The organism is Syntrophales bacterium (genome assembly GCA_023228425.1).
Classification (GTDB): domain Bacteria; phylum Desulfobacterota; class Syntrophia; order Syntrophales; family UBA2210; genus MLS-D.
Genome location: JALOBE010000002.1, coordinates 86,445 through 112,701 on the forward strand (window position 1 = coordinate 86,445; position 26,257 = coordinate 112,701).

General features: G+C 58.5%; 20 protein-coding genes, 1 tRNA gene and 1 pseudogene. 8 read left to right on the top strand and 14 right to left on the bottom strand.

Annotated elements, in window-relative coordinates; genetic code table 11:
* Positions 1 to 212: 212 nt before the first annotated feature.
* The 13 genes and pseudogenes from M0Q23_01300 to M0Q23_01360 form a co-directional block, all read right to left on the bottom strand.
* Positions 213 to 668, bottom strand: a pseudogene (locus M0Q23_01300) (cytochrome b/b6 domain-containing protein).
* Between the two features lie 85 nt (positions 669 to 753).
* The gene (locus tag M0Q23_01305; protein MCK9527285.1) at positions 754 to 1,749 is read right to left on the bottom strand and encodes a 4Fe-4S dicluster domain-containing protein; all 996 of its coding nucleotides are present in this window, start codon (positions 1,747 to 1,749) and stop codon (positions 754 to 756) included.
* Between the two features lie 149 nt (positions 1,750 to 1,898).
* Complete coding sequence (gene polA / locus M0Q23_01310; GenBank protein ID MCK9527286.1) at positions 1,899 to 4,577, bottom strand: DNA polymerase I; 2,679 nt, start codon at positions 4,575 to 4,577, stop codon at positions 1,899 to 1,901.
* Positions 4,578 to 4,613: 36 nt separating this feature from the next.
* Positions 4,614 to 5,852, bottom strand: a complete 1,239-nt coding sequence (locus M0Q23_01315) for an OFA family MFS transporter (protein ID MCK9527287.1) — start codon at positions 5,850 to 5,852, stop codon at positions 4,614 to 4,616.
* 84 nt (positions 5,853 to 5,936) lie between these two features.
* On the bottom strand, positions 5,937 to 6,416 hold the full coding sequence (locus tag M0Q23_01320; protein ID MCK9527288.1) for an Lrp/AsnC family transcriptional regulator: 480 nt from the start codon (positions 6,414 to 6,416) through the stop codon (positions 5,937 to 5,939).
* Entirely contained in the window at positions 6,413 to 7,510 is a 1,098-nt protein-coding gene (gene ahbD / locus M0Q23_01325; GenBank protein ID MCK9527289.1) for a heme b synthase, read from the bottom strand. Before ahbD ends, M0Q23_01320 begins: the two co-directional genes overlap by 4 nt.
* A gap of 18 nt (positions 7,511 to 7,528) precedes the next feature.
* Entirely contained in the window at positions 7,529 to 8,503 is a 975-nt protein-coding gene (hemB, locus tag M0Q23_01330) for a porphobilinogen synthase (GenBank protein ID MCK9527290.1), read from the bottom strand.
* 2 nt (positions 8,504 to 8,505) lie between these two features.
* Positions 8,506 to 9,693, bottom strand: coding sequence for a 12,18-didecarboxysiroheme deacetylase (gene ahbC, locus M0Q23_01335; GenBank protein MCK9527291.1), 1,188 nt, complete (start codon positions 9,691 to 9,693; stop codon positions 8,506 to 8,508).
* Positions 9,690 to 11,327, bottom strand: a complete 1,638-nt coding sequence (gene cobA, locus M0Q23_01340) for a uroporphyrinogen-III C-methyltransferase (protein MCK9527292.1) — start codon at positions 11,325 to 11,327, stop codon at positions 9,690 to 9,692. The genes ahbC and cobA overlap by 4 nt, the downstream gene beginning before the upstream one ends.
* Positions 11,308 to 12,198: a hydroxymethylbilane synthase gene (gene hemC / locus M0Q23_01345; GenBank protein MCK9527293.1), complete on the bottom strand. Its 891-nt coding sequence runs from the start codon at positions 12,196 to 12,198 to the stop codon at positions 11,308 to 11,310. Before hemC ends, cobA begins: the two co-directional genes overlap by 20 nt.
* Before the next feature lie 59 nt (positions 12,199 to 12,257).
* Positions 12,258 to 13,529: a glutamyl-tRNA reductase gene (gene hemA / locus M0Q23_01350; protein ID MCK9527294.1), complete on the bottom strand. Its 1,272-nt coding sequence runs from the start codon at positions 13,527 to 13,529 to the stop codon at positions 12,258 to 12,260.
* 9 nt (positions 13,530 to 13,538) lie between these two features.
* Complete coding sequence (ccsA, locus tag M0Q23_01355; GenBank protein MCK9527295.1) at positions 13,539 to 14,351, bottom strand: cytochrome c biogenesis protein CcsA; 813 nt, start codon at positions 14,349 to 14,351, stop codon at positions 13,539 to 13,541.
* Entirely contained in the window at positions 14,351 to 15,046 is a 696-nt protein-coding gene (locus M0Q23_01360; protein MCK9527296.1) for a bifunctional precorrin-2 dehydrogenase/sirohydrochlorin ferrochelatase, read from the bottom strand. The genes ccsA and M0Q23_01360 overlap by 1 nt, the downstream gene beginning before the upstream one ends.
* A 129-nt stretch (positions 15,047 to 15,175) precedes the next feature.
* On the opposite strand from M0Q23_01360, the gene prmA reads away from it, so the two are divergent.
* The 7 genes from prmA (at position 15,176) to M0Q23_01395 (ending at position 22,604) form a co-directional block, all read left to right on the top strand.
* A complete protein-coding gene (gene prmA / locus M0Q23_01365; protein ID MCK9527297.1) occupies positions 15,176 to 16,117 on the top strand; it encodes a 50S ribosomal protein L11 methyltransferase in 942 nt (313 codons plus the stop codon).
* 1 nt (position 16,118) lies between these two features.
* On the top strand, positions 16,119 to 16,895 hold the full coding sequence (locus M0Q23_01370; protein ID MCK9527298.1) for a 16S rRNA (uracil(1498)-N(3))-methyltransferase: 777 nt from the start codon (positions 16,119 to 16,121) through the stop codon (positions 16,893 to 16,895).
* Positions 16,892 to 17,410, top strand: a complete 519-nt coding sequence (locus M0Q23_01375) for an RDD family protein (protein MCK9527299.1) — start codon at positions 16,892 to 16,894, stop codon at positions 17,408 to 17,410. The genes M0Q23_01370 and M0Q23_01375 overlap by 4 nt, the downstream gene beginning before the upstream one ends.
* A 178-nt stretch (positions 17,411 to 17,588) precedes the next feature.
* A tRNA-Phe gene (locus M0Q23_01380) sits at positions 17,589 to 17,664 on the top strand.
* A 458-nt stretch (positions 17,665 to 18,122) separates the two neighbouring features.
* Entirely contained in the window at positions 18,123 to 19,676 is a 1,554-nt protein-coding gene (locus M0Q23_01385; GenBank protein ID MCK9527300.1) for a hypothetical protein, read from the top strand.
* A 20-nt stretch (positions 19,677 to 19,696) separates the two neighbouring features.
* Entirely contained in the window at positions 19,697 to 21,841 is a 2,145-nt protein-coding gene (locus tag M0Q23_01390) for a FecR domain-containing protein (GenBank protein MCK9527301.1), read from the top strand.
* 208 nt (positions 21,842 to 22,049) lie between these two features.
* Positions 22,050 to 22,604 carry a DUF3617 domain-containing protein gene (locus M0Q23_01395; protein ID MCK9527302.1) on the top strand — a complete coding sequence of 185 codons (555 nt, stop codon included), beginning with the start codon at positions 22,050 to 22,052 and terminating at the stop codon, positions 22,602 to 22,604.
* Positions 22,605 to 22,853: 249 nt separating this feature from the next.
* Here the strand turns inward: M0Q23_01395 and M0Q23_01400 are convergent, their stop codons facing one another.
* Positions 22,854 to 24,542 carry an AMP-binding protein gene (locus tag M0Q23_01400; protein ID MCK9527303.1) on the bottom strand — a complete coding sequence of 563 codons (1,689 nt, stop codon included), beginning with the start codon at positions 24,540 to 24,542 and terminating at the stop codon, positions 22,854 to 22,856.
* Between the two features lie 569 nt (positions 24,543 to 25,111).
* Between M0Q23_01400 and M0Q23_01405 the strand changes: the two genes are divergently transcribed.
* Positions 25,112 to 26,197, top strand: coding sequence for a patatin-like phospholipase family protein (locus M0Q23_01405; protein ID MCK9527304.1), 1,086 nt, complete (start codon positions 25,112 to 25,114; stop codon positions 26,195 to 26,197).
* Positions 26,198 to 26,257 lie beyond the last annotated feature (60 nt).

The window sequence follows — 26,257 nt, forward strand, 5'->3', positions numbered from 1 at the left end:
GTCGGTTGTTCACCCCTCTTTTCGACGGAGCTGCTGCCGGTGGAATGGATGGTTCCCTCTATCCGGTCCCCCGGCAGGATTTTCCGGTCCTTTTTCATACGTTCATCCATCCACAGGGGATGCCGTTTCCGGGCGTAGTCGAGTCCGACATACCCTGTGAACATACCTCTGAGAAGCGGTCTGTTCGGCTTTATCAGCAGGGCTGCGATATGGGCGACAAAGGCGAGAACAAACAGAAAAAAAGCACCATTGTGTATCCAGGTGGCCGTCAGGGCGATTGGCCGTGAAAGCTGAGGGTTCAGGAGGTTCATGTAGGTCTTGACCAGTCCGGAGAGTACCAGCAGTACTATGAGTGCCGCCATTCCCATGTAGGCGAGGCGCTGTTCCGGCAGGTATTTCCCGAAAGGCGGCTCCTCGCCCTTGCCGAAAAATGATTTGATGACCGCGATGGATGCTTTCAAATCACCCCGCCGGGGAATAAGACCTCCGTCCCCCCGAAGCCCATGATAAAATAAATGGAAAAAAGCGACGGCAACGAAAACGATGGCGGCCGCGTAATGAAGCGAGAGGGTGACAAAAAAATCATCAGCCCAGGAAAAACCGGGAATCTCGGTAATATAGTATCGCCTTCCCACGGGCAGTTCGAGCAGGCCGGTGACGATCAGCATGATTCCCGACAGGGCGACGGCCCAGTGCTCGACCATCTCTATCAGTCCATGCCGCCTTACCAGGTCCTGCTTCCTCGGGATTCCATCAGTCACAGCCGCCGCCATCCCGGTTGTCTTTTCCTCTCTGTTTCAGTGCGGCCACGGCCGCGGCGATCCCGGCACCCATTCCGGCAACCGGCGCCATGAGGACTGACGCTTCCAGAATGGATGCCCGGGCAAGCCGTCGTTCAACCCGGTCCAGGTGCGGCCGGCCCGGCCCCTTGGCCAGAACGGCATTTATATCCTCAAAGGGCACAGGCGACAGGTAGATGGTCCCCGTGCCCCCGTTTTCCGTGTTCCCGTAGAGCCGGCCCCCCGTCCGCGCCGCCCTTCGCTCCGCCTCGTTGAATATGTCCCGCCTCAATCCGATGATCATGGCACCTCGGGGGCACGCCTCTACGCAGAGCGGAACCCGTTGCTTCATGAGTCGATCATAACAGAGGTCGCACTTGAACATGACACCGTTTCCCGCCAGGGTCGGCAGAATATTCAAGTAGATGCCGAGACCGGATTGGCGCTGCGGGATACCCCAGGGACAGACGTCACGGCACTTTGCACCGCCGAAGCAGAGGTCGTCATCGATGACGACGGCACCGTTGGGATACTTGTGGTTCGCCGTGAAGGGACAGATGGTAGCACAGGGAGGATTGTCGCAGTGCATGCAACGCCGCGGCAGATAAACCGTTCGTCTGTCGTCACCCTCCCCCACATCGGCCCGTTGCACATAGATCTGCGTATAGGGCGTCAACCGGTCAAGAACATCCTTCCGTTCAGACCAGTCTTCGATCTGTCCCCGTGGAAAGAGCTTTGGAATCGGTTGTTCGGGATCGGGAATCCTCTCCAGGGCCCGTTCCCTGCAGGCCGCGACACAAAGCGCAACGGCGTGATCCACACACCCGTCGCAGAGCGTACAGTCGATCAGCGTGGCGAGATCTCCCCGACGGGGTCCGTCGGCAGCAAAGGACGGCGCGCCGGAAATGCCCGTCAGTGCAGCCAGGCTGGCGGCTGCCCGCAGAAAATGTCTTCTCGATAAAACCGGCATCGTTTTTCTTTCAGCCTGCAATCCATTTCAATCATCGATCACCGGAGCCACATTGTACGTCGGAACGGCACCGGTGACTTCGGGTGTTCCGCAGTATCTCATATATTGGAGGCAGCGTACAGCATCTTTCGAGAAACCAGGGCACTTCGTCAGTGCGCCTCGTCCCAGTCGCCGCCGCTCCTGATATGCACTTCAAGCGGAACCTTCAGGGTGATGACACCTTCCATTTCCTTTTTCACGAGATCCGCAAGGCTGTCTCGTTCTTCCCGGGGGACTTCAAAGACAAGTTCGTCGTGAACCTGCATGATCATACGGGCGGAGAATTCTTTTTCTTTGATGGCTCCGGCGATCCGCAGCATCGCGATCTTTATAAGATCCGCCGCGGACCCCTGGATGGGCGTGTTCACCGCCGCCCGTTCGGCAAACTGGCGGACCTGAACGATGGGGCTGTTGATCTCAGGAATTGCCCGGCGCCGCTTCATGATGGTAGTCACGAAACCGTCCTCCCTGGCCTGATCGAGCACCTTCTCTATGAAGCGACTGACCCCCTGGAAACGCTGGAAATATTCGTCAATGTAAATCTTTGCCATTTTCTGGGTTATGCCCAGTTCCCGAGCCAGCCCGAAGGGGCTCATTCCATAGATCACACCGAAGTTTATGACCTTTGCCTGCCGCCGCATCTCGTCGTTGACCAGGGCCGGGAAAACGCCGAAGACCGTGGAGGCCGTCTTTCGGTGAATGTCCTCGCCATCGGCGAAGGCCTGTATCAGCTCTTCATCCTCTGAAAGATGGGCCAGGATGCGCAGTTCGATCTGCGAATAGTCCGACGACAGGAGTTCCCAGCCCTCGGGTGCCTTGAATGCCTGGCGGATGCGCTTCCCCTCGGTGGTTCTGATGGGAATATTCTGCAGATTCGGATCGCTGCTGGAGAGCCGTCCCGTCGCCGTTGCCGTCTGGTTATAGGATGTGTGGATTCTCCCCGTTTCGGGATTGATAAGCTCAGGCAGGGCATCCACGTAGGTGGACCGCAGTTTGGCAAGACTCCTGTAAGCCAGGATTTCTCCAGGCAATTCATAGGAGCGGGCAAGGCGCGCGAGTACCTCCACGTCCGTTGAATATCCCTCTTTTGTCTTGCGCCCCCGGGGCATTCCCAGCTTGTCGAAGAGTACGACCTGGAGCTGCCTGGGCGAATTGATATTGAATCGCTCTCCCGCCAGGGCATAAATCTTTTCTTCAGAGAGCCTGAGCAGTTCCCCCAGATCCTTCGACATGTCCGCCAGGAGGCCGCCATCGACAAGAACTCCGTAAAACTCCATGGCAGCCAGAACTTCCACCAAGGGCATTTCAATCTCCCTGAACAGCTCGGCCAGTCCCTCTTTCCTGATTTCGTCTTCCAACAGGGGCTTCAGGCTCGAGAGGACGTCCACTGACCGGCAGAAACAGTCGACGGCCTTGTCCGGAGGGACATCACGGATCGATAGGGCACGGGCACCGCTCCCCGTCAGTTCCTCCGGCGACGGAAGACGACGGTTCAGGTATCGGGCGGCAAGTGACTGAAGACTGTAGTCCCTCTTCGATGCATCGAGGAGCCAGGCTGCCACCATGGTGTCAAAGTCGGCCCCCGCGAGGGTAATGCGGTTTGTCGCGAGGACAAGAAAGGCCTTCTTGAGGTCGTGACCGGTTTTGAGAATCGCGGGATCTGAAAAAACCGGCCCCAACGATGAATAGAGGGACTCCGGCTCGAGTCCGACGCCATCTTCCTCCTTCCCGATGGGAATATACCAGGCCTCCCCCGGCCGGGCTGAAAGGGCCAGTCCGACCGGTTCAATGCCCCGCTGAGGAATCTCCCGGCCGGTGACGAATTCAAAGGAAAAACTTCCCGCCTCCCGGAGGAGCCTCGAAAGGTCGTGAAGATGCTCTTCACGGGTAATCAGCGTATAACTACGGTCACCGGGGGCCTCTCGGCCCTGCACCTGCTGCAGCAGCGATGAAAATTCAAATTCCGAGAACAGAGCCCTCAAGGCGTCGGCGTCGAGATTTTGTCGCACCAGGTCTTCAAGTGATACATCAAGATCCAGATCGGTCCTGATGGTCGCAAGCTCCCGGCTCAAGCGCGCCTGGTCGGCATATTCCATGAGATTGCTTTTCAGTCGGCCCCCCTTCAACTCCTCAAGACGGCTCAGTATGTCATCCAGGGAACCGTAGTTACTCACCAGTTTTACGGCTGTCTTTTCTCCGATTCCCGGCACGCCCGGTATGTTGTCGGAAGAGTCTCCGGCAAGTCCCAGTACGTCGACAACCCGGTCCGGCGGAACCCCGAAGCGTTCCACTACACCATCCATGTCGTAGGATTTGTCCTTCATTGTATCCACAATGGTGACCCGGGCGGTCACCAGTTGCAGCAGGTCTTTGTCTCCGGAGGCTATCTTTACCCGGACACCCCGGGCATCGGCTGATTTTGCCAGTGTACCGATGATATCGTCGGCTTCGACACCTTCCCTCTCTATGACGGGAATGGCAAAGCCTCGCACCACATCCTTGACGCGGGGGATCTGAAGAACGAGATCATCGGGCATGACAGGCCGGTTCGCCTTGTACTGATCGTAGGCTTCATGGCGGAAGGTGGGTCCCTTCGCGTCGAACACGACGGCCATGTAGTCCGGTTCCTGTTCCCGGATCAGCTTCATCAGCATGGTGGTGAAGCCGTATATGGCGTTCGTGGGGAAGCCCTTCGAGTTTGAAAGTTCACGAATGGCATAGAAGGCCCGGTAGACATAGTTGGTGCCGTCCACGAGAACCAGAGTGGGGTAATCACGGTTATCCGACACCCGCTCTCACCTTCCTTCCTTGACGGCCGGGAGACATCAGGCCTCTTTCCTGCCGGGAGCCTTCGAAAGGGCGATGGTAATCACTGAAAGGGCCACCACCGCCGCACCGGCAATGAACGGGACCGAGTAGGTTCCTGTGGAATCCTTCAGCATGCCGCCCACCAGGGGACCGAAAAAACCCGCCAAACCGAACGCGGTGAACAGAAGTCCGTAATTGGCTCCCTGCGCCGTTGGCCCGTAATACTGCAGACAGGCAGAGGGAAACAGCGTGAACATGCCTCCGTAGTTCCAGCCGATCACGGCCGCTATGACGACGAGGAAGACCACGCTGCTGCCCGCCGGGTAGAGGAACAGCAGGGCCACTACCTGCAGGGCCAGGATCACGATGAGGGAAACTTTGGCGCCGATCTTGTCCGCCACGTAGCCGATCAGGATGCGTGTTACGGCATTGAACACAGCCAGGGCGCTCACGGCCATGGCGGCCTGCATAGCGGTCAGCCCCGAGTCGGTGCCGTGGCCCGCCACATGCCCGATGACCATGAGGCCCGCGAAGCAACCGCAGAAATAGGCAAGGTACAGCATCCAGAACTGGCGGGTCCGTACGGCCTCGCTGAAGGTATAATCACGGGAAATCACCTTTTCTCCCATTTCCGCCGGCCGGGGAGGATTCCAGCCGGCGGGTTTCCACTTCGGGGGCGGATTGTTCAGGCAGAAGGCGGAAACAAGGCCCATGATGCCCATGGCGATGCCCGCGTAGATAAAGACATACCGCCACCCCAGACCGGGGTGGCCGATGATCTTGGTCGCCAGGGGGGCCATGATGAATGAACCAAGACCCAGCCCGACAACGGCGAAACCCGTGGCAAGGGCCCTCCGGTCAGGCCACCACTTGGGGGCCGTGGCTATGGGAGGCAGATAGACGAGGCCGCCGCCTGTCCCCGCGATAAATCCATAGGTCAGATAGAGCTGCCATTTCTCCTGGATGAAGCCTGCGGCGGTAAATCCGACCCCCAGAATGATGGAGCCGATAATGACCACGATCCTGGGGCCGAAGCGGTCGCTCATTTTCCCCGATACGAAGGTTATGAGTCCGAACATGAGCGCGCAGATGGAAAAAGCCATGGATATCTCCGCCCGGTTCCAGCCGAACTCGGCGCTCAGGGGTTGAATGAAAACGCTCCAGGCATAGAGGAGCAGACCGCAGGTGGTGGATCCCAGGACTCCACCAAGAAGCGGAATCCAGCGGGGCATTACTTTCATGGATGCTGGTGACATGGGGTTCCTCCCGTACAGGATTTTTATGGCGGCGGAAAGAAAAAAAGTGCTTTTCCGTTACCATAGTGAATCGGCAAGAATCAATCATTTTGTCGGAGCACGCGGCCGCAGGTCGAAGGCGGCGTTGATCTTGAAGGTGCGAAGGGTTTTCATGTCCACGATATCCGTAATGCCCGTCTGCGCGCGCAGGGTTTCAAGAATGCGGTCGATATCGCCCCGTGAGGCCGCGATGAGCGTGAACCAGACATTCCAGTCGTGGTTGCGGCGGTAGTTGTGAGTAACACCGGGTATAGCGTTTACCGCCCCCACAAAGACATCGAGTCGGTCGCCGGGAACCTTGGCGGCGCAGAGAGTCCCTTCCCAGCCAAGGGCTTCACGGTCGAAGACGGCGCCGATTCTCCTGATGACGCCCTCCTCTTTCAGCCGCTTCACCCGGTCGCGCACGTCCCCTTCGTCCATGCCCAGCCTGCCGGCCACCACGGCAATGGGATTTTTTTCCAGGGGAAAGTCGCCCTGCAGCATGGTGAGAAGGGTCCTGTCACGATCATCCATTGTACAGCTCATCTTTCCCCGGCAAACGAACCGCTCCTGCCGCTTCCGGGTTCCCAGGGACAGAGCGGCTCTTCAGCCAGGTAACTGCCTGTCGCCTCGTATGCGCGGGCCCGGCAACCCCCGCAAACCCGGATAAATTCGCAGCGACCGCATTTCCCCTCATAGCGAGAGAGATTCCTCAGGTCACGGAAAATGGGAGAATCCTCCCAGATTTCCTGAAAACTCTGACAGGACAGCTGTCCGCAATCGATTTCCAGAAACCCGCAGGGCTGCACCTGCCCCCGGTGGGAGATGAAGCAGAAGGAACTGCCCCCCATACAGCCCCGGGTCATGGTGTGAAGTTCACCGCCCCGTCCCGGGTCGTTCTCCCGGTTGTTCCTGTTCTGGTGATAAATGCGGTAATACTGGGGGGCACAGGTGGCTTTCAACTGCATGGAACAGCCTTTCTCACGCTCGTGGTACCAGAGAAGGGTTTCCTCGTATTCATCGGGTCCCATGGCCTGGTGTGCCATGTCCCGGGCCCGCCCCGTGGGGACCAGGAGAAATATGTGGTGAGCCGCCGCACCGAGCCGCTCAGCCCGTTTCATGATCAGGTCCAGTTCTCCTCGATTCCGCTCTGTTACCGTGGTGTTCACCTGGAACTCAACTCCCGCTTGTCGAAAGGCCTCGATTCCCCTGAGCGCGGCGTCGTAGGCGCCGTGTACGCCCCGAAAGGTATCGTGGCTTGTCCCGTCCGCCCCGTCGATACTGATGCTCACGCGCCTGATGCCCGCCTCCCTGGTTTTTCGCGCGATTTCGTCAGTCACCATGGTACCGTTCGTGGCGAGAACCATACGAAGCCCCCGCCGGTCCCCTTCGGCGGCCACGTAAAATATATCTTCCCGAAGGTAGGGCTCACCCCCCGTGAGAATCACCACGGGAGTTCCCAGAGAGGCGATGTCGTCCAACAGTGCCAGGCATTGTTCCGTGGCCGGTTCCCCCTCGTAGGGACCGTACTTGGCCGCCGCCCGGCAGTGGATACAGTCCAGGTTGCAGCTCCGTGTTATTTCCCAGGCCACCATGCGAAGGTCATGGGGCAGAATGATCGATGGTCGGTTTTGTACCACTAGTAATCCCTTTTTTCTTTATTTTAAAAGCACTTCTGCCGCTTCCTTCGCGTGATAGGTTATAATTATGTCGGCGCCGGCCCGCCGCAGCGACAGCAGGATCTCCATCATGGCGCGCTCACCGTCAAGGTGCCCCATGGCCGCCGCCGCCTTGACCATGGCGTATTCACCACTTACGTTGTAGGCAGCGAGGGGCAGATCAAACTCCTCCCTGGCCCTGCGTATGACGTCGAGGTAGGCGAGTGCCGGCTTCACCATGAGAATGTCCGCCCCTTCCGCCACGTCCAGGGTCATTTCCCTGATGGCCTCGTCACTGTTGGCAGGGTCCATCTGGTAGGACTTCCTGTCCCCCCGTTGCGGCGCGCTTTCGGCGGCCTCCCTGAAAGGCCCGTAGAAAGACGACGCGTACTTGGCCGAGTAAGCCATGACGGGCGTTGACTCATACCCTCCTTCGTCGAGGGCTTCACGAACGGCCAGGATCTGGCCGTCCATCATGGCCGAGGGTGCCACCATGTCGGCGCCGGCCCTGGCGTGGGAAAGGGCCGTTTCACCCAGTACCTGGATCGTGGTATCGTTGTCCACGTCATCGCCGTCGAGCATGCCGCAGTGGCCGTGGCTGGTGTACTCGCATAGACATACATCGGTGATGACCATCATGTCGGGAATCGATTCTTTCAATGCCGAGACGGCCCTCTGCACGATGCCCTTTCTCGCGAAGGCTCCGCCGGCCAGCTCATCCTTCTTCTCGGGAATACCGAAGAGAAGCACCGCGGGAATCCCCAGGTCTCGAATCACCGCCGCTTCCTTCACCAGATGGTCAACGGATACCTGGAACTGTCCCGGCATGGAGGTGATCGGTTTCTTCACTTTTGAACCGGGAACGACGAACAGCGGACACACGAGGCTGTCAACGGACAGGCGTGTTTCCCTGATCAGCCGTCTCAGGTTCTCATTTTTTCTCAGCCGTCGTGGCCGGTATTCGGGGTACTGCATGGTCAGCCCTCCTTGTCGATTTCCTCGTCCGTCAGGTAGCAGGCCGGGTCTTCAGCCCAGATGTCTCCCGTCGCCGCTTCCGCCCGGGCCCTGAAATTACCTCCGCAGATATCGAGCCATCGACAGGAGGCGCAGCGGCCCCGGACATGGAGTTTCTTGTCCTTCAGTCGCATCAGCAGCCCGTTTCCCCGATCCTCCCAGATCTCATGAAAGGGACGATTTTTCACGTTACCCAGGGAAACGGAACGCCAGAACTGGTCCGGATGGACCTCGCCGTCCCAGCTGACGCAGCCGATGCCCCGGCCCGAGTTGTTTCCCTCGTTCATGCAAAGCAGCTTCATCACCTCGGCGGCCCGTTCCGGGTCCTCCCGCAGAAGACGCAGGTACAGGTAAGGCCCGTCGGCATGGTTGTCGACGGTGAGGACTTCCTTTGGCACACCCCGGCGGTACAGGTCTTTCGTGCGGTCAAGAATGAGGTCCACAGCGGCCCGGGTCTCACGATGATCAAGGTCTTCATCGATAAGAGCGGAACCGCGTCCCGAATAGACCAGATGATAGAAACAGAGCCGGGGTATTCCTTCAGCCTCCGCCAGGTCAAAAATGGCCGGCACCTGATCCACGTTCGAGCGGGTGAGGGTGAACCTGACACCCACCTTGATGCCCGCGTCCCGGCAGTTCCTGATACCCCGCATGGCGGCTTCAAAGGCCCCTCCGACGCCCCTGAAGCGGTCATGCACGGGGCCTGTCCCGTCGAGGCTCACCCCCACATAGGACAGGCCGATATCAGCGTAAATCCGTGCCTGCCGCGGCGTGACGAGAGTGCCGTTGGTGGAGATGACGGCGCGCATGCCCCGGTCGACGGCGTAGCGGACCAGTTCGGGAAGGTCGCTTCTCATGAAAGGCTCGCCACCGGAAAAAAGCGCTACGGGACAACCGTAATCGGCCATATCCGACAGGAGCGCCCTGCCCTGCAGCGTGTCGAGTTCGTCGGCATAGGTCACATTCTGAGAGCTTGAGTAGCAGTGCACGCACTTCAGGTTGCACCGCCTGGTTACGTTCCACACCACTACGGGTTTCTTGTCGGCGGAAAACTGGAGCAGCTGCGACGGAAGGCTCCCGGAATCAGAACCGTAGCGCAGAACATCCGACGGCTCGACACCCCCGCAGTATAGTTTTGAAACACCTATCATCGTTTTTCTTTCAACCCCTCCTCGATGGCAGCCGCAAAGCCCTTCATGTCATAGGGGCCCTGCATGATGTCCACTCTCAGGCCGGCTTTCCGCGCCGCCGCTTCCGTTACGGGTCCGATGCAGGCGACGGCGACGGAAGGGGGTATGTTTTCGATACCGCCGATCATGTCGATACAATGGGTCACCGTTGAGGGACTCGTAAAGGCGAGTACATCCACGAGGCCCTCCTTCATGAGCCCGATCAGTTCCGTGCCGTCACGGCCCGAACCTGTCGCGCGGTAGAGGGGTATCACGTCAACGCAGGCCCCCCGGGCCTCAAGTTCACGGGGAATCACGTCACGGGCCGTTTCCGCCCGGGGAAGCAGGATTTTGACACCCTCCAGGTCCAGGCTTTCGAAGGCTTTTACCACCCCCTCCGAGATGTATTCTTCAGGGACTATGTCAACCCTGATTCCCTTTGCCTCGATGGCCGCCGCCGTGGCGGGGCCGATAGCGGCCACGCGAAGGCCCTTCAGATCCCGTAAATCCCTGCCGAGGCTTCGAAGACGGTCAAAAAAGAAGCGGACGCTGTTGGCGCTGGTGAATATGACCCACTGGTAGGAATCGAGAACGCCAAGGGCCTCGTCGAACCTGCCGGTGTCTTCATGGGGAACAATGGAAATGACGGGGAAAACAATAACCCGGGCTCCCCGTTCACGAAGCATGTCCGCACATTCACGGGCCTGTCCCTCGGGCCGTGTGATAACGATACCCTTCCCGAAGAGGGGCTTCTTTTCGAACCAGGCAAGCCTGTCTCGCAGAGCCACCACGTCGCCGGTCACGAAGATCGCCGGTGGCGTCATGCCTCGTTCACGGGCCAGCGCTGCGATGCTTCCCAGGGTCCCAACCACTGTCTCCTGATCTGCAGTGGTCCCCCATCGGACAAGAATCGCCGGTGTTTCCGGATCTTTCCCGTGCTCGATGAGTTTTTCCGTGATCGTTGGAAGGTTTTTCACGCCCATCAAAAAAACCAGTGTTTCAAGAGGCGCCAGGTGTTCCCAGTGGAGGCGGCTTTCAGGCTTCGTTGGATCTTCGTGCCCCGTGACAAAGGCCACCGTGGAGGTGAACTTCCGCTGGGTCAGGGGAATCCCGGCATAGGCCGGCACCGCGACGGCCGAGCTGATGCCGGGGATGATTTCGAAGGGTATCCCGTGATCGGCGAGAACCAGCGCCTCTTCCCCGCCGCGACCGAAAATGAAGGGATCGCCGCCCTTGAGCCGCGCCACCACGTGCCCTCCGCGGGCCTCCTCAACGAGGATCATGTTGATGTCGTCCTGGGAAAGCGTGTGGTCCCCCCCCTGTTTCCCCACGTATATCCGGCGGGATTCGCCGGGGGCGTGATCCAGTATCTCCCTGTTGACGAGATGATCGTAGACAACCACGTCCGCCCGCGACAGGCACTCGACGGCCCGAAGGGTGACGAGTCCCGGGTCTCCCGGCCCTCCACCGATGATGTATACTTTCCCCATGTTTCGCATAGGCTCTACCCTCAGTGCCGACCCCGCCGCCGGGGTCGGCAGATCCCGGTCCCGCGGCCGGGGATTGTTTTTCTCCTCAGTATCAGACCGTCGGCCATCAGCAGGAACCGTACTCAATGTCAAGCACCCTTCGTCCGCCACGGGCAAGAATCGAGTCGGCCGCCGCCCGGCCGAGAGCCGCCCCTTCGTGACGTCCGCCACGGAGTGTTTCTCCGATCAGGACCCGGCCGTCGGGTGTCCCCACCAGTCCGCTGATCCTGAGGGAGTCACCCTCAACCCTTGCATAACCCGCGATGGGAACCTGGCAGCCGCCGCCGAGGCGACCAAGGTAGGCCCGTTCGGCAAGGATTTCAAGCACCGTCTCGGGGTGATTGAGCGGGGAGACAAGCTCTTTTATGTCCCGATCATCACGGCGGATCTCGATACCCAGGACACCCTGACCCGCCGCGGGAAGAATCACGTCGGGAGAAAGGAACTGGGATACTTCCCGGAGCCAGCCCATGCGAGCCATGCCCGCCGCCGCCAGGATGATCCCCTGGAGCCCCTGCTTCTCGATTGTGTCTATTCTCGTCCGCAGGTTTCCCCGTATGGGAATGATCGTCAGGTCCGGTCTCACCTTCAGGAGCTGCATACGGCGCCGGAGTGACCCCGTCCCTATCCGGGCCCCCGGCGGCAGATTTTCCAGCAGGGCCTCTCCCTTCGTCACCAGGATGTCCCGCGGGTCTTCACGTCGGGGATAGGCTGCCATCTCAAGGCCTTCCGGCAGTTCCACCGGAACGTCCTTCATGCTGTGTACAGCGAGGTCGATAGAGCCTTTCAGAAGCTCCGCCTCGATTTCCTTGACAAAAACACCCTTCCCGCCCAGTTCGGCGATGCTCATCTCCTGCAGCCTGTCGGCCCTGGTCTTAATGGGAACGACCTCACAGACAAGTCCCGGGTGATGCTTTCGCAGCGACTCGGCAACACTCCGAGCCTGAACGAGGGCCAAGTCACTGCCCCTGGTTCCGATACGCACTGTCCGTTCGATTGCAGACCTCCCTCAGCGCGTTACACCTCTTCGTCGAGTCCGAAAAGACGCCTCAGTGCCGCCACATAGGCGTGACCGCCGCCGTTTTCACATTCTTCCTTGAGGCTCGTCACCGGTCCGTGAAGAATCTTGTTGGTTACCGACCTGATCAGGGTTTCAACATTGCCGCGCTCTTCCTCGCCGAGCCCGGTCATCCATGACATGGATCGGTCAAGCTCTCCCCTGGTGATGTCCTCCACCCTGTTTTTGAGGTCCACAATCGTGGGAACCGCATCGAGAGTCGCCCGCCAGCGGGTGAAGAGAGCCACCTCACCGCTGATGATTTCTTCGGCCCTGGCCGCCTCGGCCATGCGGCTCTTCAGGTTCTCGTCAACCACCTGCTGAAGATCATCGATGTTGTAAAGATAAACGTTGTCCATAGCGCCCACACCGGGATCGATGTCCCGTGGAACAGCTATGTCTATGAGAAAAAGCAGGTGGTTTTTCCGACGGCGCAGGGCTGCCGATACCAGCGGACGATCGATGATGTATCCCGGAGCGCCCGTGGAGGTGATAATGATGTCCGCATCCCCCAGAATACCGGGCAACGCGTCGAACCCAAACGCCGTCCCTCCGAATACTCCCGCCAGGGCACGGGCGTTTTCGACGGTCCTGTTGGCCACGATGATCCTCGTCGCCCCGTTGTTCTTCAGATGCCGCGCCGCCAGTTCGGCCATTTCACCGGCCCCCACGAGAAGGACGGACGTGCCCTCCAGGCTCCCCAGGATTTTTTTTGCCAGTGCCACTGCCGTGTAGCCCACGGAAACAGCGTTTTCAGCGATTCCTGTCTCCGTTCTCACCCTCTTTGCCACGCGAAAGGCCTGGTGCAGCAGACGGTTCATGATAACACCGGTGGTCCGCTTTTCAACGCACAGGCGATAGGCTTCCTTCATCTGCCCCAGTATCTGGGGCTCGCCCATGATCATGGAGTCGAGGCTTGATGCCACCCGGAAGAGGTGCCGCACGGCCTCCTCGTCCCGGTAGCGATACAGGCAGACCTCCATCTCCCGGGCGGGAAGGTTTCCATGAGAAAGAATGAACTCCTTCAGGCTTTCCATGGCCCGCTTCACGTCTCCGACGGAGGCCAGCACCTCAACTCTGTTGCACGTCGCCAGGTAGAGGGCTTCTCGCACATGGGGAATGCTCTTCACCGCTTCCACGGTCCTGCCCTGGTCCTCGCAGGCTATCGTAAGGCGCTCTCGCAGGGCCAACGGGGCCGTTCTATGATTCATTCCCAGGATGACAATATGCATGGTTACCGCTTAAAACGTGTGTATTGTAGTAAAAAACAGATTGACCCCCACAAAGGCGAACAGCAGTATCGCGAAGGCCCCCATGGACAGGAATGCCGCCCGGCGCCCCTTCCAGCCGATGACAAGCCTCTGGTGCAGCAGAACCCCGCAGAGGAACCAGGCCGCCAGTGTGGCGATCTGCTTGGGGTCCCAGGGCAGATGGCTTCCCCAGGCGGTGCGGGCCCACACCGATCCGGCGATGATGCCCAGGGTAAGGAGAAGAAAGCCCCAGAGGACACTGAGATGATTTATCCTGTCCAGGTCGCCCAGCGACGGAAGAACCCGATACAATTCGTGAATCTTCCTCCGGCGTATCAGGCCGTCCTGGATCAGGTACATGAGGGCCGCGCAGCACGCCAGGGCAAAGAGAGCCGATCCGGTGAGCGAAAAAATGACATGGACCGTCACCCAGCAGGTTTTCAGGTCCTGTCCCGCGGGGGACGGGCCCATGATGCCCGCCGATGAGGCTATGACCATCACCAGCGAGAGAGGGGCTACAAACGCTCCGAGTACCCGCGTTTTTGTCAATGCCTGAAAGAGAAAATACACCGCCGCGATAGCCCAGCCGATAAACGAAAGCGCCTCGGACAGGTTGACCGCCGGGCTGTACCCTGACCCCCACCAGCGCAGACCGATAAAGACCGTGTGCAGGGCGAAAGCCGCCGCGAACACCCAGGTGGACAGCCGGGCCAGGGCAACCCTTTTCAGAAGGAGCGACGCCGTGAACCCCGCCGTGCCTGCCAGGTAGATTACCAGGGCGGCCCTGAAAAACAATGCATCCATCAGTCGTCACCGAAATAATTATTGTTTCCGGTTTGTGCCGCCTCGAGTTCCGCCGGGTCCATCTCTTCGCCCGTCAGCTCCATGACAAGATTCCGTGCCTCGTCCAGCCGGCCTTCCTTGAGAAGTATCATGAGGGGTGAATAGATGAGAGATTCGAAGGTGAGCCTGTTCTCGTCGGCCGGCCTGGCCCGGGCCAGTATGCGTCTTCGCAGGTTCCCCAGCACCCGCAACAGGGGACCGTACCCGTCGTCCAGAAGCGTTTCCAGGTTCATCCGTATCATCCGGGCAAGAGCGGGACTTTTCCCCCCGGTGGAGACGGCCACCGCCAGGTCACCTTTTCGAACCAGGGCAGGCAGGATGAAGGTGCATAATTCGGGACAGTCGACGATATTCACCAGCAGTCCCGCCGCTTCAGCGTCGCCATGAACGCGCCGGTTAACGGCCTCGTCATCGGTTGCCCCGATGACGAGAAAGGCACCTTCGATGTGTTCACTCCTGTAGTCATCATCGATGTGGGAGAGAACTCCCTCGTCACGCATGCGGGCCAGCTCGGGTGTCAATAAACGTCCCACCACGGTCACCCGGGCGCCGCATTCGATCAGACGGACCGACTTTCTCGCCGCGACATCACCGGCACCGATGACAATACAGTGTCGGTTCATTATATTCAGAAACAGTGGATAGTAGACCGTCATGGCCGCGCAACCGTCCCTTGTGTAATTTGGTTTCGTTACCATGAAGACAGGGAAAACTCAAGCAGCTTGAATTATCAGATGAAAGAGGATATACCGAAGTGGCGCGGTTCAGGCGCCCGAGGAGGATGTATGACAACGACCCCAGCCAGGGAATCGTGGATTGAAATTGTAGTCAGGACCCCGCCGCTGCTGTCGGATCCTCTTGCAAACTTCCTGGATGAACTGGGAACCCGGGGCGTCTTTGAAGAAGAATCAATCCAGGGCCCTTTCAACGATTTCCCCGAGGACCCCCCGAAGACGGTCACAATCAAGGCATACCTGCCCGACACCGGGGAGGTAGCGAAGAAGCTCTCGTCCCTCGAGACTTACACGGCAAGTCTGAAGGAACTCTTCCCGGAACTGGAGGCTCCGTCATACTCCACCTCAACCATTTCCGATCCGGACTGGGCCGAGCGGTGGAAAAAGTATTTCAAGCCCCTGCGCATCAGCAAGAACATCGTCATAAAGCCCACCTGGGAACGCTACCGGTCCGAGGGGGGAGAAATTGTCATCGACATCGACCCGGGTATGGCTTTCGGAACGGGTCAGCACGCCTCCACGCGACTCTCGGTCAATGCCATTGAAGATATCATCTTGAAACAGACACCGCCGGAGGGCTGGAATGTTCTCGACATCGGAACGGGCACGGGCATCCTGGCCATGTGCTGCGCCATGCTGGGCGCCGATCTCGTGACCGCCATCGACCTGGACCCGCTTGCCGTGGAAATAGCGGCCGTCAACATAGCCATAAACGATCTTCACGACCGGATCCGGCTGGTCAACCGGGATGCCTCCGACATGGAAGGAACCTTCAACCTTATCGTGGCAAATCTCACGGCTCCCGCCCTGATGAACCTCCGCGACAGGCTCGTCACCATGATGGCGCCGGGCGGTTATCTTGTCGCCTCGGGCATCATCGACACATATGGAAGCCGGCTCGAACAGATTTTTGAGGACGACGGCGTCACCGTCACCGATCGTCGGGATGAAAAGGAATGGCTCTGCCTCACCTTCAAAAAAAGGGACCCCTGACGTGTCGGTTCAGCGGGTGTACCGGCCGGCCCTGAGGCCGGGAACAACAATGACCGAGCTGGACCGGGAGGACTTTCACTACCTGAAGCATGTCCTGAGGCTGAAGGTCGGTGATACGGTGATTCTCTTTGACGGTGTCGGCAATGAATACGAGGCCGTCATCGATGATTTCGGTGCCTCCCGGGTACGCCTGGAAATCCGGGAAGAACGACCCGTCGACGATCCGGCGCCGCCGGTGATTCTGGCCCAGGCACTTCCCAAGGAAGGCAAGATGGATTTTATCGTTCAGAAGGCAACCGAGCTGGGCGTGAGGACCATCATCCCCTTCACCTCCTCCAGGACAATACCCAGACTCACGGGCGAAAAGGCGGCAGCGCGGGTGAAACGCTGGCGGAAGATTGCCGCTGAAGCGTCAAAACAGTGCGGCAATGCCATTGTTCCCGAGGTTTCTGAAATCAGGACCTTCGAAGCCATGATAGATGAAGGGGCCCGGGCAAGCCTCCCTCTCTTCTTCTGGGAAGAGGAACACCATCGGGGCATCAGGGATATTTTCAGCACGCCCTTCAGGCCCGATCTGTCAGAGATTTCCATCGTTGTCGGCCCCGAGGGGGGCTTTTCCAGGGACGAGGCAACCGCCGCCCGGAACCGGGGCTTCATGACGGCGCACCTGGGACGCCGCATATTGAGAGTCGAGACGGCGGCCCTGGTCATCCTGTCGATTATCCAGTACGAAATCGGATCCATCGGAACGTCGCCGGAAAGGAACGATGTCCAATGAGGTACCATCGCTACGGAGGGTTCTGGCGCCGCGCCCTGGCCATCTGGATGGATGGACTGATCATCCAGCTCCTCATAGCCCTTGCCTTCATAACCATTCGATTCACCCTCCCCGATTCCATGGGACAGTCCATGGGGAGCTATTCGACCTTCGTCACGAGCTATGTATACCTTTCCGTCGGCGTGCTCATGAATATGGCCTACTACACCATCTTTCACGGAGCAGGCGGGCAGACACCGGGGAAATGGGTTGTGGGTGTCAAAGTCATTCGGGATACCGGGGAAGAGATGACCCTGGGATATGCCTTTCTCCGCTGGGTCGGATACCTGGTGTCGTACATGTTCCTGTGCCTGGGTTTTCTCTGGGCCGCCTTCGACGGCAGAAAGCAGGGCTGGCACGACAAAATTGCGGGAACTCTCGTGATCAGGACACGGGGGCGAAAGCGGACGCCGGATCAGGAAAGAAGCCTTTCCCCGGACAGGACGGCCCGGCACATTTCTCTTTCTTCCCCTTGAAACGGTTTCGATGAAACAGGCACTCAAACCTGATATCGACGGGAGGGGAAAGTGCTTGACAAAAAAATTTGAATCGGCTAATCATCGATTCCTCACAGGATCTACTGATTCCTCCGGGGTGAGTAGAAAACGAGACCTTTTAATTTTGTCATTTCAAGGTCTCAAAACGAAATAAAATGGGTCGGTAGCTCAGTCGGTAGAGCACCGGACTGAAAATCCGGGTGTCGGCAGTTCAATTCTGCCCTGACCCACCAGTCGAAAAGAAGGGTCGGCACTGTTTGCCGACCCTTTTTCTCAATACCGCTCTCAGCTGTCCCGCCGACGGTTCGCCCTCTGTGCCCTGCACGGATATGTTCCATATTTTCTTGCGTTACAGTGCCGCTTCTGGGATGATACCGGATCATTACAACCATCGGAAGATGTCGTTCCCGGAATAGTCGGAAAACATCCGATGAAGGACGGCTTTATAAATAAACAGTTCCTGAGGCATGGGGAGCACATCCCGATGACTGAGGAAAAACCGAAGAGCCGAAACGCTGCGAAAAAAAAAGATCCGTGTCTGTATTGTAGAGAAAAGTCCTTGCTTTCACGTGGAAGACACGTATTATAAAAAACACTTGATTCGATTCGTCGCAACACTTGACCGTCATGGGCTCCGGGAACGTCACGGAAAGGGTGATACCGTACAAACATCAACGAGAGAGGTGGCACCGTGAAACGACAGTCTTCGATATTTCTTGCCGGGTTGTTTCTGATCCTGTGTTTTGTTGTCCCTGCATCCCAGGCATCCGGCAATGAGTCTCCTGAGGAACTGCTGCAGCGGGGTATCAGGGAATACCGGATGGACTATTATGAAGAAGCCATCGAGACGCTGACAGCCGTCCGGGAGTTCCTGCCCCAATCGTCGCTTGCCGCCTTCATGCTGGGCATGGCCTACAAACAGATCATGGACTACCAGAAAGCCCTTCCTCACTTCCAGGATGCCGTCACCCTGGAACCGCGCATCAGAGAAGCTCTCCCTGAACTGATCAACACCCACTACCGGCTGGGCAACCTCGAGGAGGCACACCGCTGGATAGCCCTTGCGGAAAAAGAGGATGTCCTCCCGGCGACGGTGTCATTTCTCAAGGGCCTGGTTCTTCAGAAGGAAGGCAAACACCCGGAGTCCGTGGAAGCCTTTGAACGGGCGAAGAAGCTTGATCCGAAGATAACCCAGTCGGCGGATTTCCAGATCGGCCTCTCCTACATGATGGCCCGCAAGTTCAGGGAGGCCGGCGAGCGCTTCCAGGCTGCCGTGGTAGCTGATCCGGCGACGGACCTGGGAACCTACGCGCGGCGTTACCAGGATCTGGTGGACCAGCGTGTTTTTCTGGAACGCCCCTGGCGCTTTACCCTGGGCCTTTTCGGCCGAATGGACAGCAACGTCATATCCAAACCGGAGGACTCGGCGATTGCCGGCGGTATCACCAACGAATCGAGCCTGGCCTTCACGCCTTCCTTCAGGATCGATTACGTTCCCGTTCTCGAGGGGCGGAAGCTCTTCAACGCCAGCTATTCACTGGGAACCGTTTTTCTCGACAAGAACGCCTCAACCCACAACATGATCGGCAACATCGTCTCGCTCAACCCGGGGTACCGTTTCGAGCGATCGGCGCTCAACTTCAACGTCAGCTACGGCCACTATATGCTGGGCGGCAGGCGCTATGTGGAAATGCTGTCGGCGGGCCCCCTCTACCGCTACCTGCTCAACAACACCAACATCATTGAAGTATTTGCCGGATATGCCGTCAACAACTATTTCCAGCCCGTCGTGCCTCCCGATATCGAGAACGACCGTGACAGCGAAGGTATCAGGGCCTACGTGAGCTGGGTGTGGCTCTTCGCCCGTGATTCCTTCTTCAACGCCCGGTACGAGTTTACCGACGAAAACGCCGACGGACTTCGATATGACAACCGGGGACACCGGTTCAGCCTCAACACCATCTTCCCCATTGCCGACGATGTCAAGATCCAGGCAAGCATCGGCTACTTCCTGCGCGACTTCAGTTATACCCTCCCCTACCCGGAACCCCTGGGAGGCGGTTTTATACTCCTGGACAAAAAGCGCAAGGACAACCAATACTCCCTTTCCCTCGGGCTGACCTGGGAGGTGACGAGACAGCTCAACGCCATCGTTTCGTATTCAGGGTTGAGAAACCGTTCGAATGACGTCCTGAACACCTACACGCGGCATGTCGTCACAACGGGCATAGAGTACAAGTTCTGATCCAAGAGGAGGCCTTTATCATGAGAAAATTATGGATTGCGTTTGTCCTTCTGGCCCTGGTTTCGCTCCTCCCTTTTACGGCCCTGGCGACTCCCGTCGGCATTGTGACCGCCATCGAAGGCCGGGCCGACATCACCCGGGGTGACGATCCCGCCCGGCCCGCCGCGGTGGGCGACGAGGTCCATATGGGAGATTTCCTGCGCACCATGACGAAGTCGCGCCTGGAGCTGACTTTCATCGATGACAGCGTCACCCGGCTCGCCCCGCTCTCGCGTCTGCGGGTAACGGAGTTTCTCTTTGACGCCGATAAGCGGACGGGTACCATCGATCTCCTGAGGGGCAAGGTCCAGAGCGTCCTGGTAAAAGCCACCCCGGACAGTGTGTACGAGGTTCACACTCCCACGGCCGTTGCCGGGGTCAGGGGCACCACTTTCTTCGTCTACTTTCGTGACGGTGTTACCGGAGGTGCCAGCAGAGAGGGAACCTTCTATGTCTACAGCAGGGGCCGTCCCGACCAGGTTCGGATCGTGAGGCCCGGCCAGGCCTTCCTGGTGCTCGGAGCTGACGAGATTCCCATTGTCAGGCCCGCCACGGAGGAGGAACTGGAACGTCACCTCGACGACACCACTATCCGCAAGGGTGAGGCTTTGGGTGATGGGGAAGACCCCCTCAACGGCGGCGACATGGCCGGTGATGCCGAAAGCGGCGAGCGCTACGCCGATGCCGCCGACCCTGATACGGATCTCCCCGGACTCGATCCGGACAGGGACCCCATGCCGGATCAGACACTCCCCCCGGAACCCCCGCTGCCTGAACTGCAGCCCGAGTCTGAACCGCAGCCCGAGCCCTTTGCGGGAGTGAACATATCCGGTACAAGCAACTACAATAACTGGGCTTTCGTACATCTCTCCCTGGTCGCTTCAAGCCCGGGGATAATGGAAGTAGACGGAGAAATCCATGACCCGTCTTTCGGCCCCGTGCTTTATCCAAGCTGGAGCGCTCCCGTAAGCATAGACGACGGCACCCAGCGTCTCGACGGCATCTTTGCTGGAGCCAAGTGGATTGACGGCTGGTTCGGCCTCCTCCCGGGGTTTCATGTGAGAGATGACGGTCTTCTGGGCTACACGCTCGGCATGCTCGAAGGAAGCGGTGAGGTGCCGGGTCAAGGAGGAGTCTACGAGTTCGATGGCGGCGGCCCAGCCGATTATGTGCTCCTGACCACGGAACCCGGAATCTTTGAGGTCGATGACAACCCAATATTTGATGAAGATATGTGGGGTACCTGGAAGTTCTCGGACGGCGGAGGAGAGCCCTTGCCTCTTACCTTCAATAACGCCAGGACCGTAACCTGGTCGATCAGGGAGCAGGGTGGCGACGAAGCCAGTGTCGCGACGATATTATTTGAAGGATTCGGGATAGGAGCAACTACCGAAGCTCTTATAACGACCTGGGGTGATCTGCTTGTTGAACTGAACCTTGGAACGGAAAAACCCCGGGCGTATCTCAGAAGTAAAGATATCCCAATCATCCCAATCGGAGACGGCGGCACCTTTGAACAAACGATGACCGGCTCCTGGATCGATATAGACGATGCCGTGACAGGAGTCCTGGGAGGCATGATAAGGGGGGGCATCTTTGAAGAGAGGGAACAGAATGAGCTAACGGGGGTTCCCTGGTATGCCATGGCCGGAGGGATTTTCCTGGAAACGTCGGCATTCCTTGATATGGTGGCGGATGACCCCGCAACCCTCGGGGCACTGAACATTCCCTTCGTCGAGGTGGGCAGGACCACCCTATCCGGTGCGAGCGAGGGGGAGGGGCCACACGGCGGCACTATCCCCTCGTTGACGATGGACGATGTACGGTTTTTCTCCTATAGCCCCGGAGGAGCCCCCCTGATATGGGCAACGGGAGCTGTGACTGGAACGTATGAGGGTAACCCTGCCGGCGCCCACGGGAGTTGGAATACATCAGACTGGGAAGAAGGCGGTTTTTCAGTAACGAGCTGGGACGGAGGCTCCTGGGCAGCCGACATTGACGGTGGCGGGAGCGTTACCGGTATCGGGAACGTATCGATCCTGGGCGGAGCGGCAGGTTCCTACGCTGCCGGCCCGGGGCCTGCCGGTACTTTCGAGGGAACGGCTTCAGGTGTGGTTGTTCCTTAATGTTCCATGGGGAACTGGCATTTTCCGACTCAAGGATGATGGTGATCTCCCGGCAGTCTCCGGCAATTCACGCGGGACGGGCGGTGTCGCTTTACAACTTCAGGCACCACCGGGGACGCGGCAAAGGCGGTTCTGATTTAAGGGCCACCCCATTCACGGCATTGTATCCACCTGGATATATGCCCCGTCGTAATTTGGAGGTGTTACAATGACCCGTTACATCGTTTTAGTCTGTTCGGCGATAGTGATTGCCCTGTGGTTCGGATATGCCTGGGCGGAACCGCAGATGAACCCCGGAAACTGGGAGATCACCACAAACATTGAAATGGCCGGCCTGCCCACTCAGAGCATGACACAGACCATCTGTATCACCGAAGACGACCTGGTCCCCGTGAGTCCCGATGAAAGCAGCGAGTGCAAAATCACGGACATCAAAACCAGCGGAGACACCGTGTCCTGGAAAATGACCTGCAGCGCTGACGGGGGTGGCATGGACGGCAGGGGGCAGGCTACCTATAGGGACGACAGCATGCATGGTTCGATGACCATGGTCATGAAACCCGACGGAACGGAGATAAGAAACACCTTTTCAGGTCGCCGCGTGGGCGGATGCGACGGCTCATCAACCAGGTCCAACGCGGGTGAGGGCTTGGCCGACGATGCCAGGGATATTGGAAGGGCAGCCAGGGACGAAGCCAAGGCAAGTGTCGTGGATGAGGTTCGCCAGGGCGTCAGGGGTGCCGTACGGGGTCTTTTTAAATAACTTCTGTTCCCGCCGGAAGCTATCGACGCCGGACGTTCCCGGCGTCGATAGCCGCGTACAAAGCACCGTCGGGCGAACTTCCAGGCAACAGAGACATACGTATATGAAATCATTAAGTACACAATTGTTAGTTCGGTCTCCTTCTCCGGGTTCGCCGGCGCGTCCATACTCGACGATGCCCGCTTACGGCACGTTAGTTGTATGTTACAGGACCGCCGGAGGCGGACCGGGACGCTTCTAACGAACTCGTCATTGTTGTTGCTTTTTTTCTTCCTCCTCCTGAAGCACACGTTTGAGGACCTTCCCGATGAGCGACTTGGGCAGGGAGTCCCGGAATTCAACGTGTTTCGGCACTTTGTAGGCTGTCAGCCGTTCTTTGCAAAAGGCCTTGAGTTCCTCGGCCGTACATTGCTGTCCGGACCTCAGCACGACCCATGCCTTGACCGCCTCTCCCCGCTCGGGGTCTTTAACGCCCGCCACGCCCACCTCCATAACCGCCGGATGGGCCGCGATGACCTCCTCCACTTCCACCGGAAAGACCTGATGACCACTGGGCTTGATCATCTCCTTTTTCCGCGATGTAATATACAGATAGCCGTCACCGTCCAGGTGCCCGATGTCGCCGGTGTACAGCCATCCGTCACGGATCATCTCCTTCGTGGCATCGGGATTTTTCCAGTAACCCTGCATCAGGTGGGGTGCCCTGGCGATAATCTCTCCGGTCTCGCCAGGAGCCATCTCCGTTTTTCCGTCCACGATATCGACGATCCTGACTTCCACATCGGGTGTGGGCAGTCCGACGGCCCCTTCTTTCCACGTCCCCTGTATGGGCCCCATGGCGATAATGCCGGATTCCGTGAGACCATAGGCTTCGACAAGCTTTCCCCCGGTCAGCGCCTCCCACCTCTTCTTGGTTTCCGGCAACAACGGCGCGGCGGCGGCAACACACATTTTCATGGACTTGAAGTCGATGGCACCTGACTTCACATCGGGATGATTCATCAGGCCCACAAAAAGCGGGGCTATGGCGGGGAAAAATTTCGGCTTCGTTGCCTTGATGGTGGCAAGCAGATCGGGAACGTCACGGGGATTCGGTACCAGAGCGATGGGCACCCTGGCGTTCAGTATGGTCGAAACCAGAATGATATTCCCGTAGATGTGGAACAGCGGCATCAGCAGGATGGTCACGTCCTCCCAGTCCGTCAGCACCGTGCCGAACCAGGCGCGTGTCTGCATGCCGTTCATCATGATAGCGCCGTGAGAGAGCATGACACCCTTGGGAACACCCGTGGTGCCTCCACTGAAGAGGATCAGGCCGGTCTCGTCAAAGCCGGGCCGTATGTCGGGAAGCGGGGAGCGCGCATATTCCCGAATGACCTCCTGGAGCCATAGATCGCCTGGTCTGAGCTCCACGTAATGGCCCTGTTTCTTTTCCATCAGGAGCCCGAAGATGAACCTCTTGAAGGGAGCCAGGTACTCCTTGACTCCCGTTGCGATTACCGTCTTTACGCCGGTTCGGGGCTGCACGTTTTTCAGTTGATCGTAGAAGGGGGTCATAACGATGGCCAGTTCCGCACCGCAGTCCTCAAGGGTGTGCTCGAGCTCGGAATCGCTGTAGAGCGGATTGACCGGTACGGCAATGGCGCCTGCCCTCCACGCCGCAAACTGACAAATAAGCATCTGGGGTATGTTCGGCAGGAGCAGCGCCACCCGGTCGCCCTTCATCACACCGAGGCCGACCAGTGCCCGCGTCGTATCTTCCACGTACTTCTGAAACCGGGAATAGGTGATGACATTGCCCTTAAACCACATCATCATATGGTCCGGCCGCTGTCTGGTGGTTTCAGCAACGACGTCCAACAGATTCTTGTCCGGGTAGGGCGCAAGGGTGTGCGGCACCCCCGCATCATAACTCTTGAACCAGGGATAATCAGCCAAAGCGCACCTCCTTCCAGGTGTGGGTTGTTGATAACCGGCCCGCGAGGACGAATGATGGCCGCCGTGCATTGTTCGAGAGAACTGATCGTGTGTGAAAGGAAAAATCAAAAATATTGTCGCATATCCCTGCTTCCAAAATCAATGGCGGATTTCCGGACTCTTTCCGCTGGAAATACATCATACAAACTGCTATATTCGAGCAATCCGATCCCGATCACAGCATCTCGAAGCTCCTGGACAAGAAGTGAAGATTCCGAAACCGGGACGACTCCCGACCCGGATGATCGTCGATGCGCGGGGCCCTGTCGGGGTTACTCATCATGAGGCTTCCATGGCCGGCGTCGCCGGAAACAGAGACCGACGGGACCAACCGAGATTGAATGAATGCTGGACCGCGGCCCTGCAGGGGAACGGACGTCCTTCCTTCCCGATTGCAATCAAGGTACCTCGACGACAGCATGACATACTCTTCAAAGCACCTCGACGGTCGGTGAAACCCGGTCTGCTGCCGCGAGCCGCCATAGAAAACCGGAAGCCGGATCGTATCGTTACCGGGGGGAACACATGCCATGACCGAACAGCCGGACTCGAAAAACCACACCGACGCTCGGGGAAAGAAGAAGCGATCGGGAGGAAACAAAACTGAGATAAAAAGCGTTAACCTGGCCCTTCAGGGCGGTGGATCCCACGGAGCCTTTACCTGGGGTGTTCTGGATCGCCTGCTTGAAGACGGCAGGATTGTCATCGAAGGAATCAGCGGCACCAGCGCCGGTGCCATGAATGCCGTGGTCGTTGCCGACGGTCTGATGCGAGGCCACAGGGAGGGCGCGAGAAGGGCCCTTCATGATTTCTGGCATGCCGTAAGTGCGGCCTCCATCTTCAGCCCGATCCAGCGAACCCCGGCGGATATCGCTGCCGGACGGTGGAATCTCGACCTTTCACCGGGCTTTATGCTCTTCGATATGCTGGAACGTTCAGTATCGCCCTATCTGCTGAACCCACTGAACATAAACCCGCTGCGCGAACTCCTGGCCAGCCGTGTAGACTTTGAACGGGTGCGAAGCTGCGACAAGGTCAAGCTCTTCATATCCGCAACGAATGTACGAACAGGTCACGTCAAGGTCTTCGAACGGTCGGAAATGACCGTTGACATGGTGATGGCTTCCGCCTGCCTGCCCTTTCTCTCCCAGGCGGTCGAAATCGATGGGGACGCCTATTGGGACGGCGGCTACATGGGAAACCCGGTCCTCTATCCCTTCGCCTACCGATGCCGGGGCAGGGACGTGGTGATCGTGCAGATCAATCCTCTTTACCGTCATGACATCCCCCGGACCGCCCAGGAGATTCTCAACCGGGTCAACGAAATAACCTTTAACGGCAGCCTCATGAAGGAACTGAGGGCGATTGAGTTTGTCGGTCGGCTGCTGGACGCTGAAAGTCTTGACCCCGGCCGTTACAAGAAGATGCTGATCCACATGATCGATTTCGATGCCGCCAACCGGCCGCTCAACGTCTCGAGCAAATTGAATGCCGGCTGGGACTTTCTGACCTTCCTTCATCGGGAGGGAAGACATGCGGCAGCCGAATGGCTCGACAGGCATTACGACAGCCTCGGAAGGGAATCTTCCCTTGACGTGCGCTCGCTTTTTTCCTGAGAGGCGGATCGCCTGTTTGAAAACCGCACCGCACCAGACAGCCCCGGCAGGGCCGTAAAA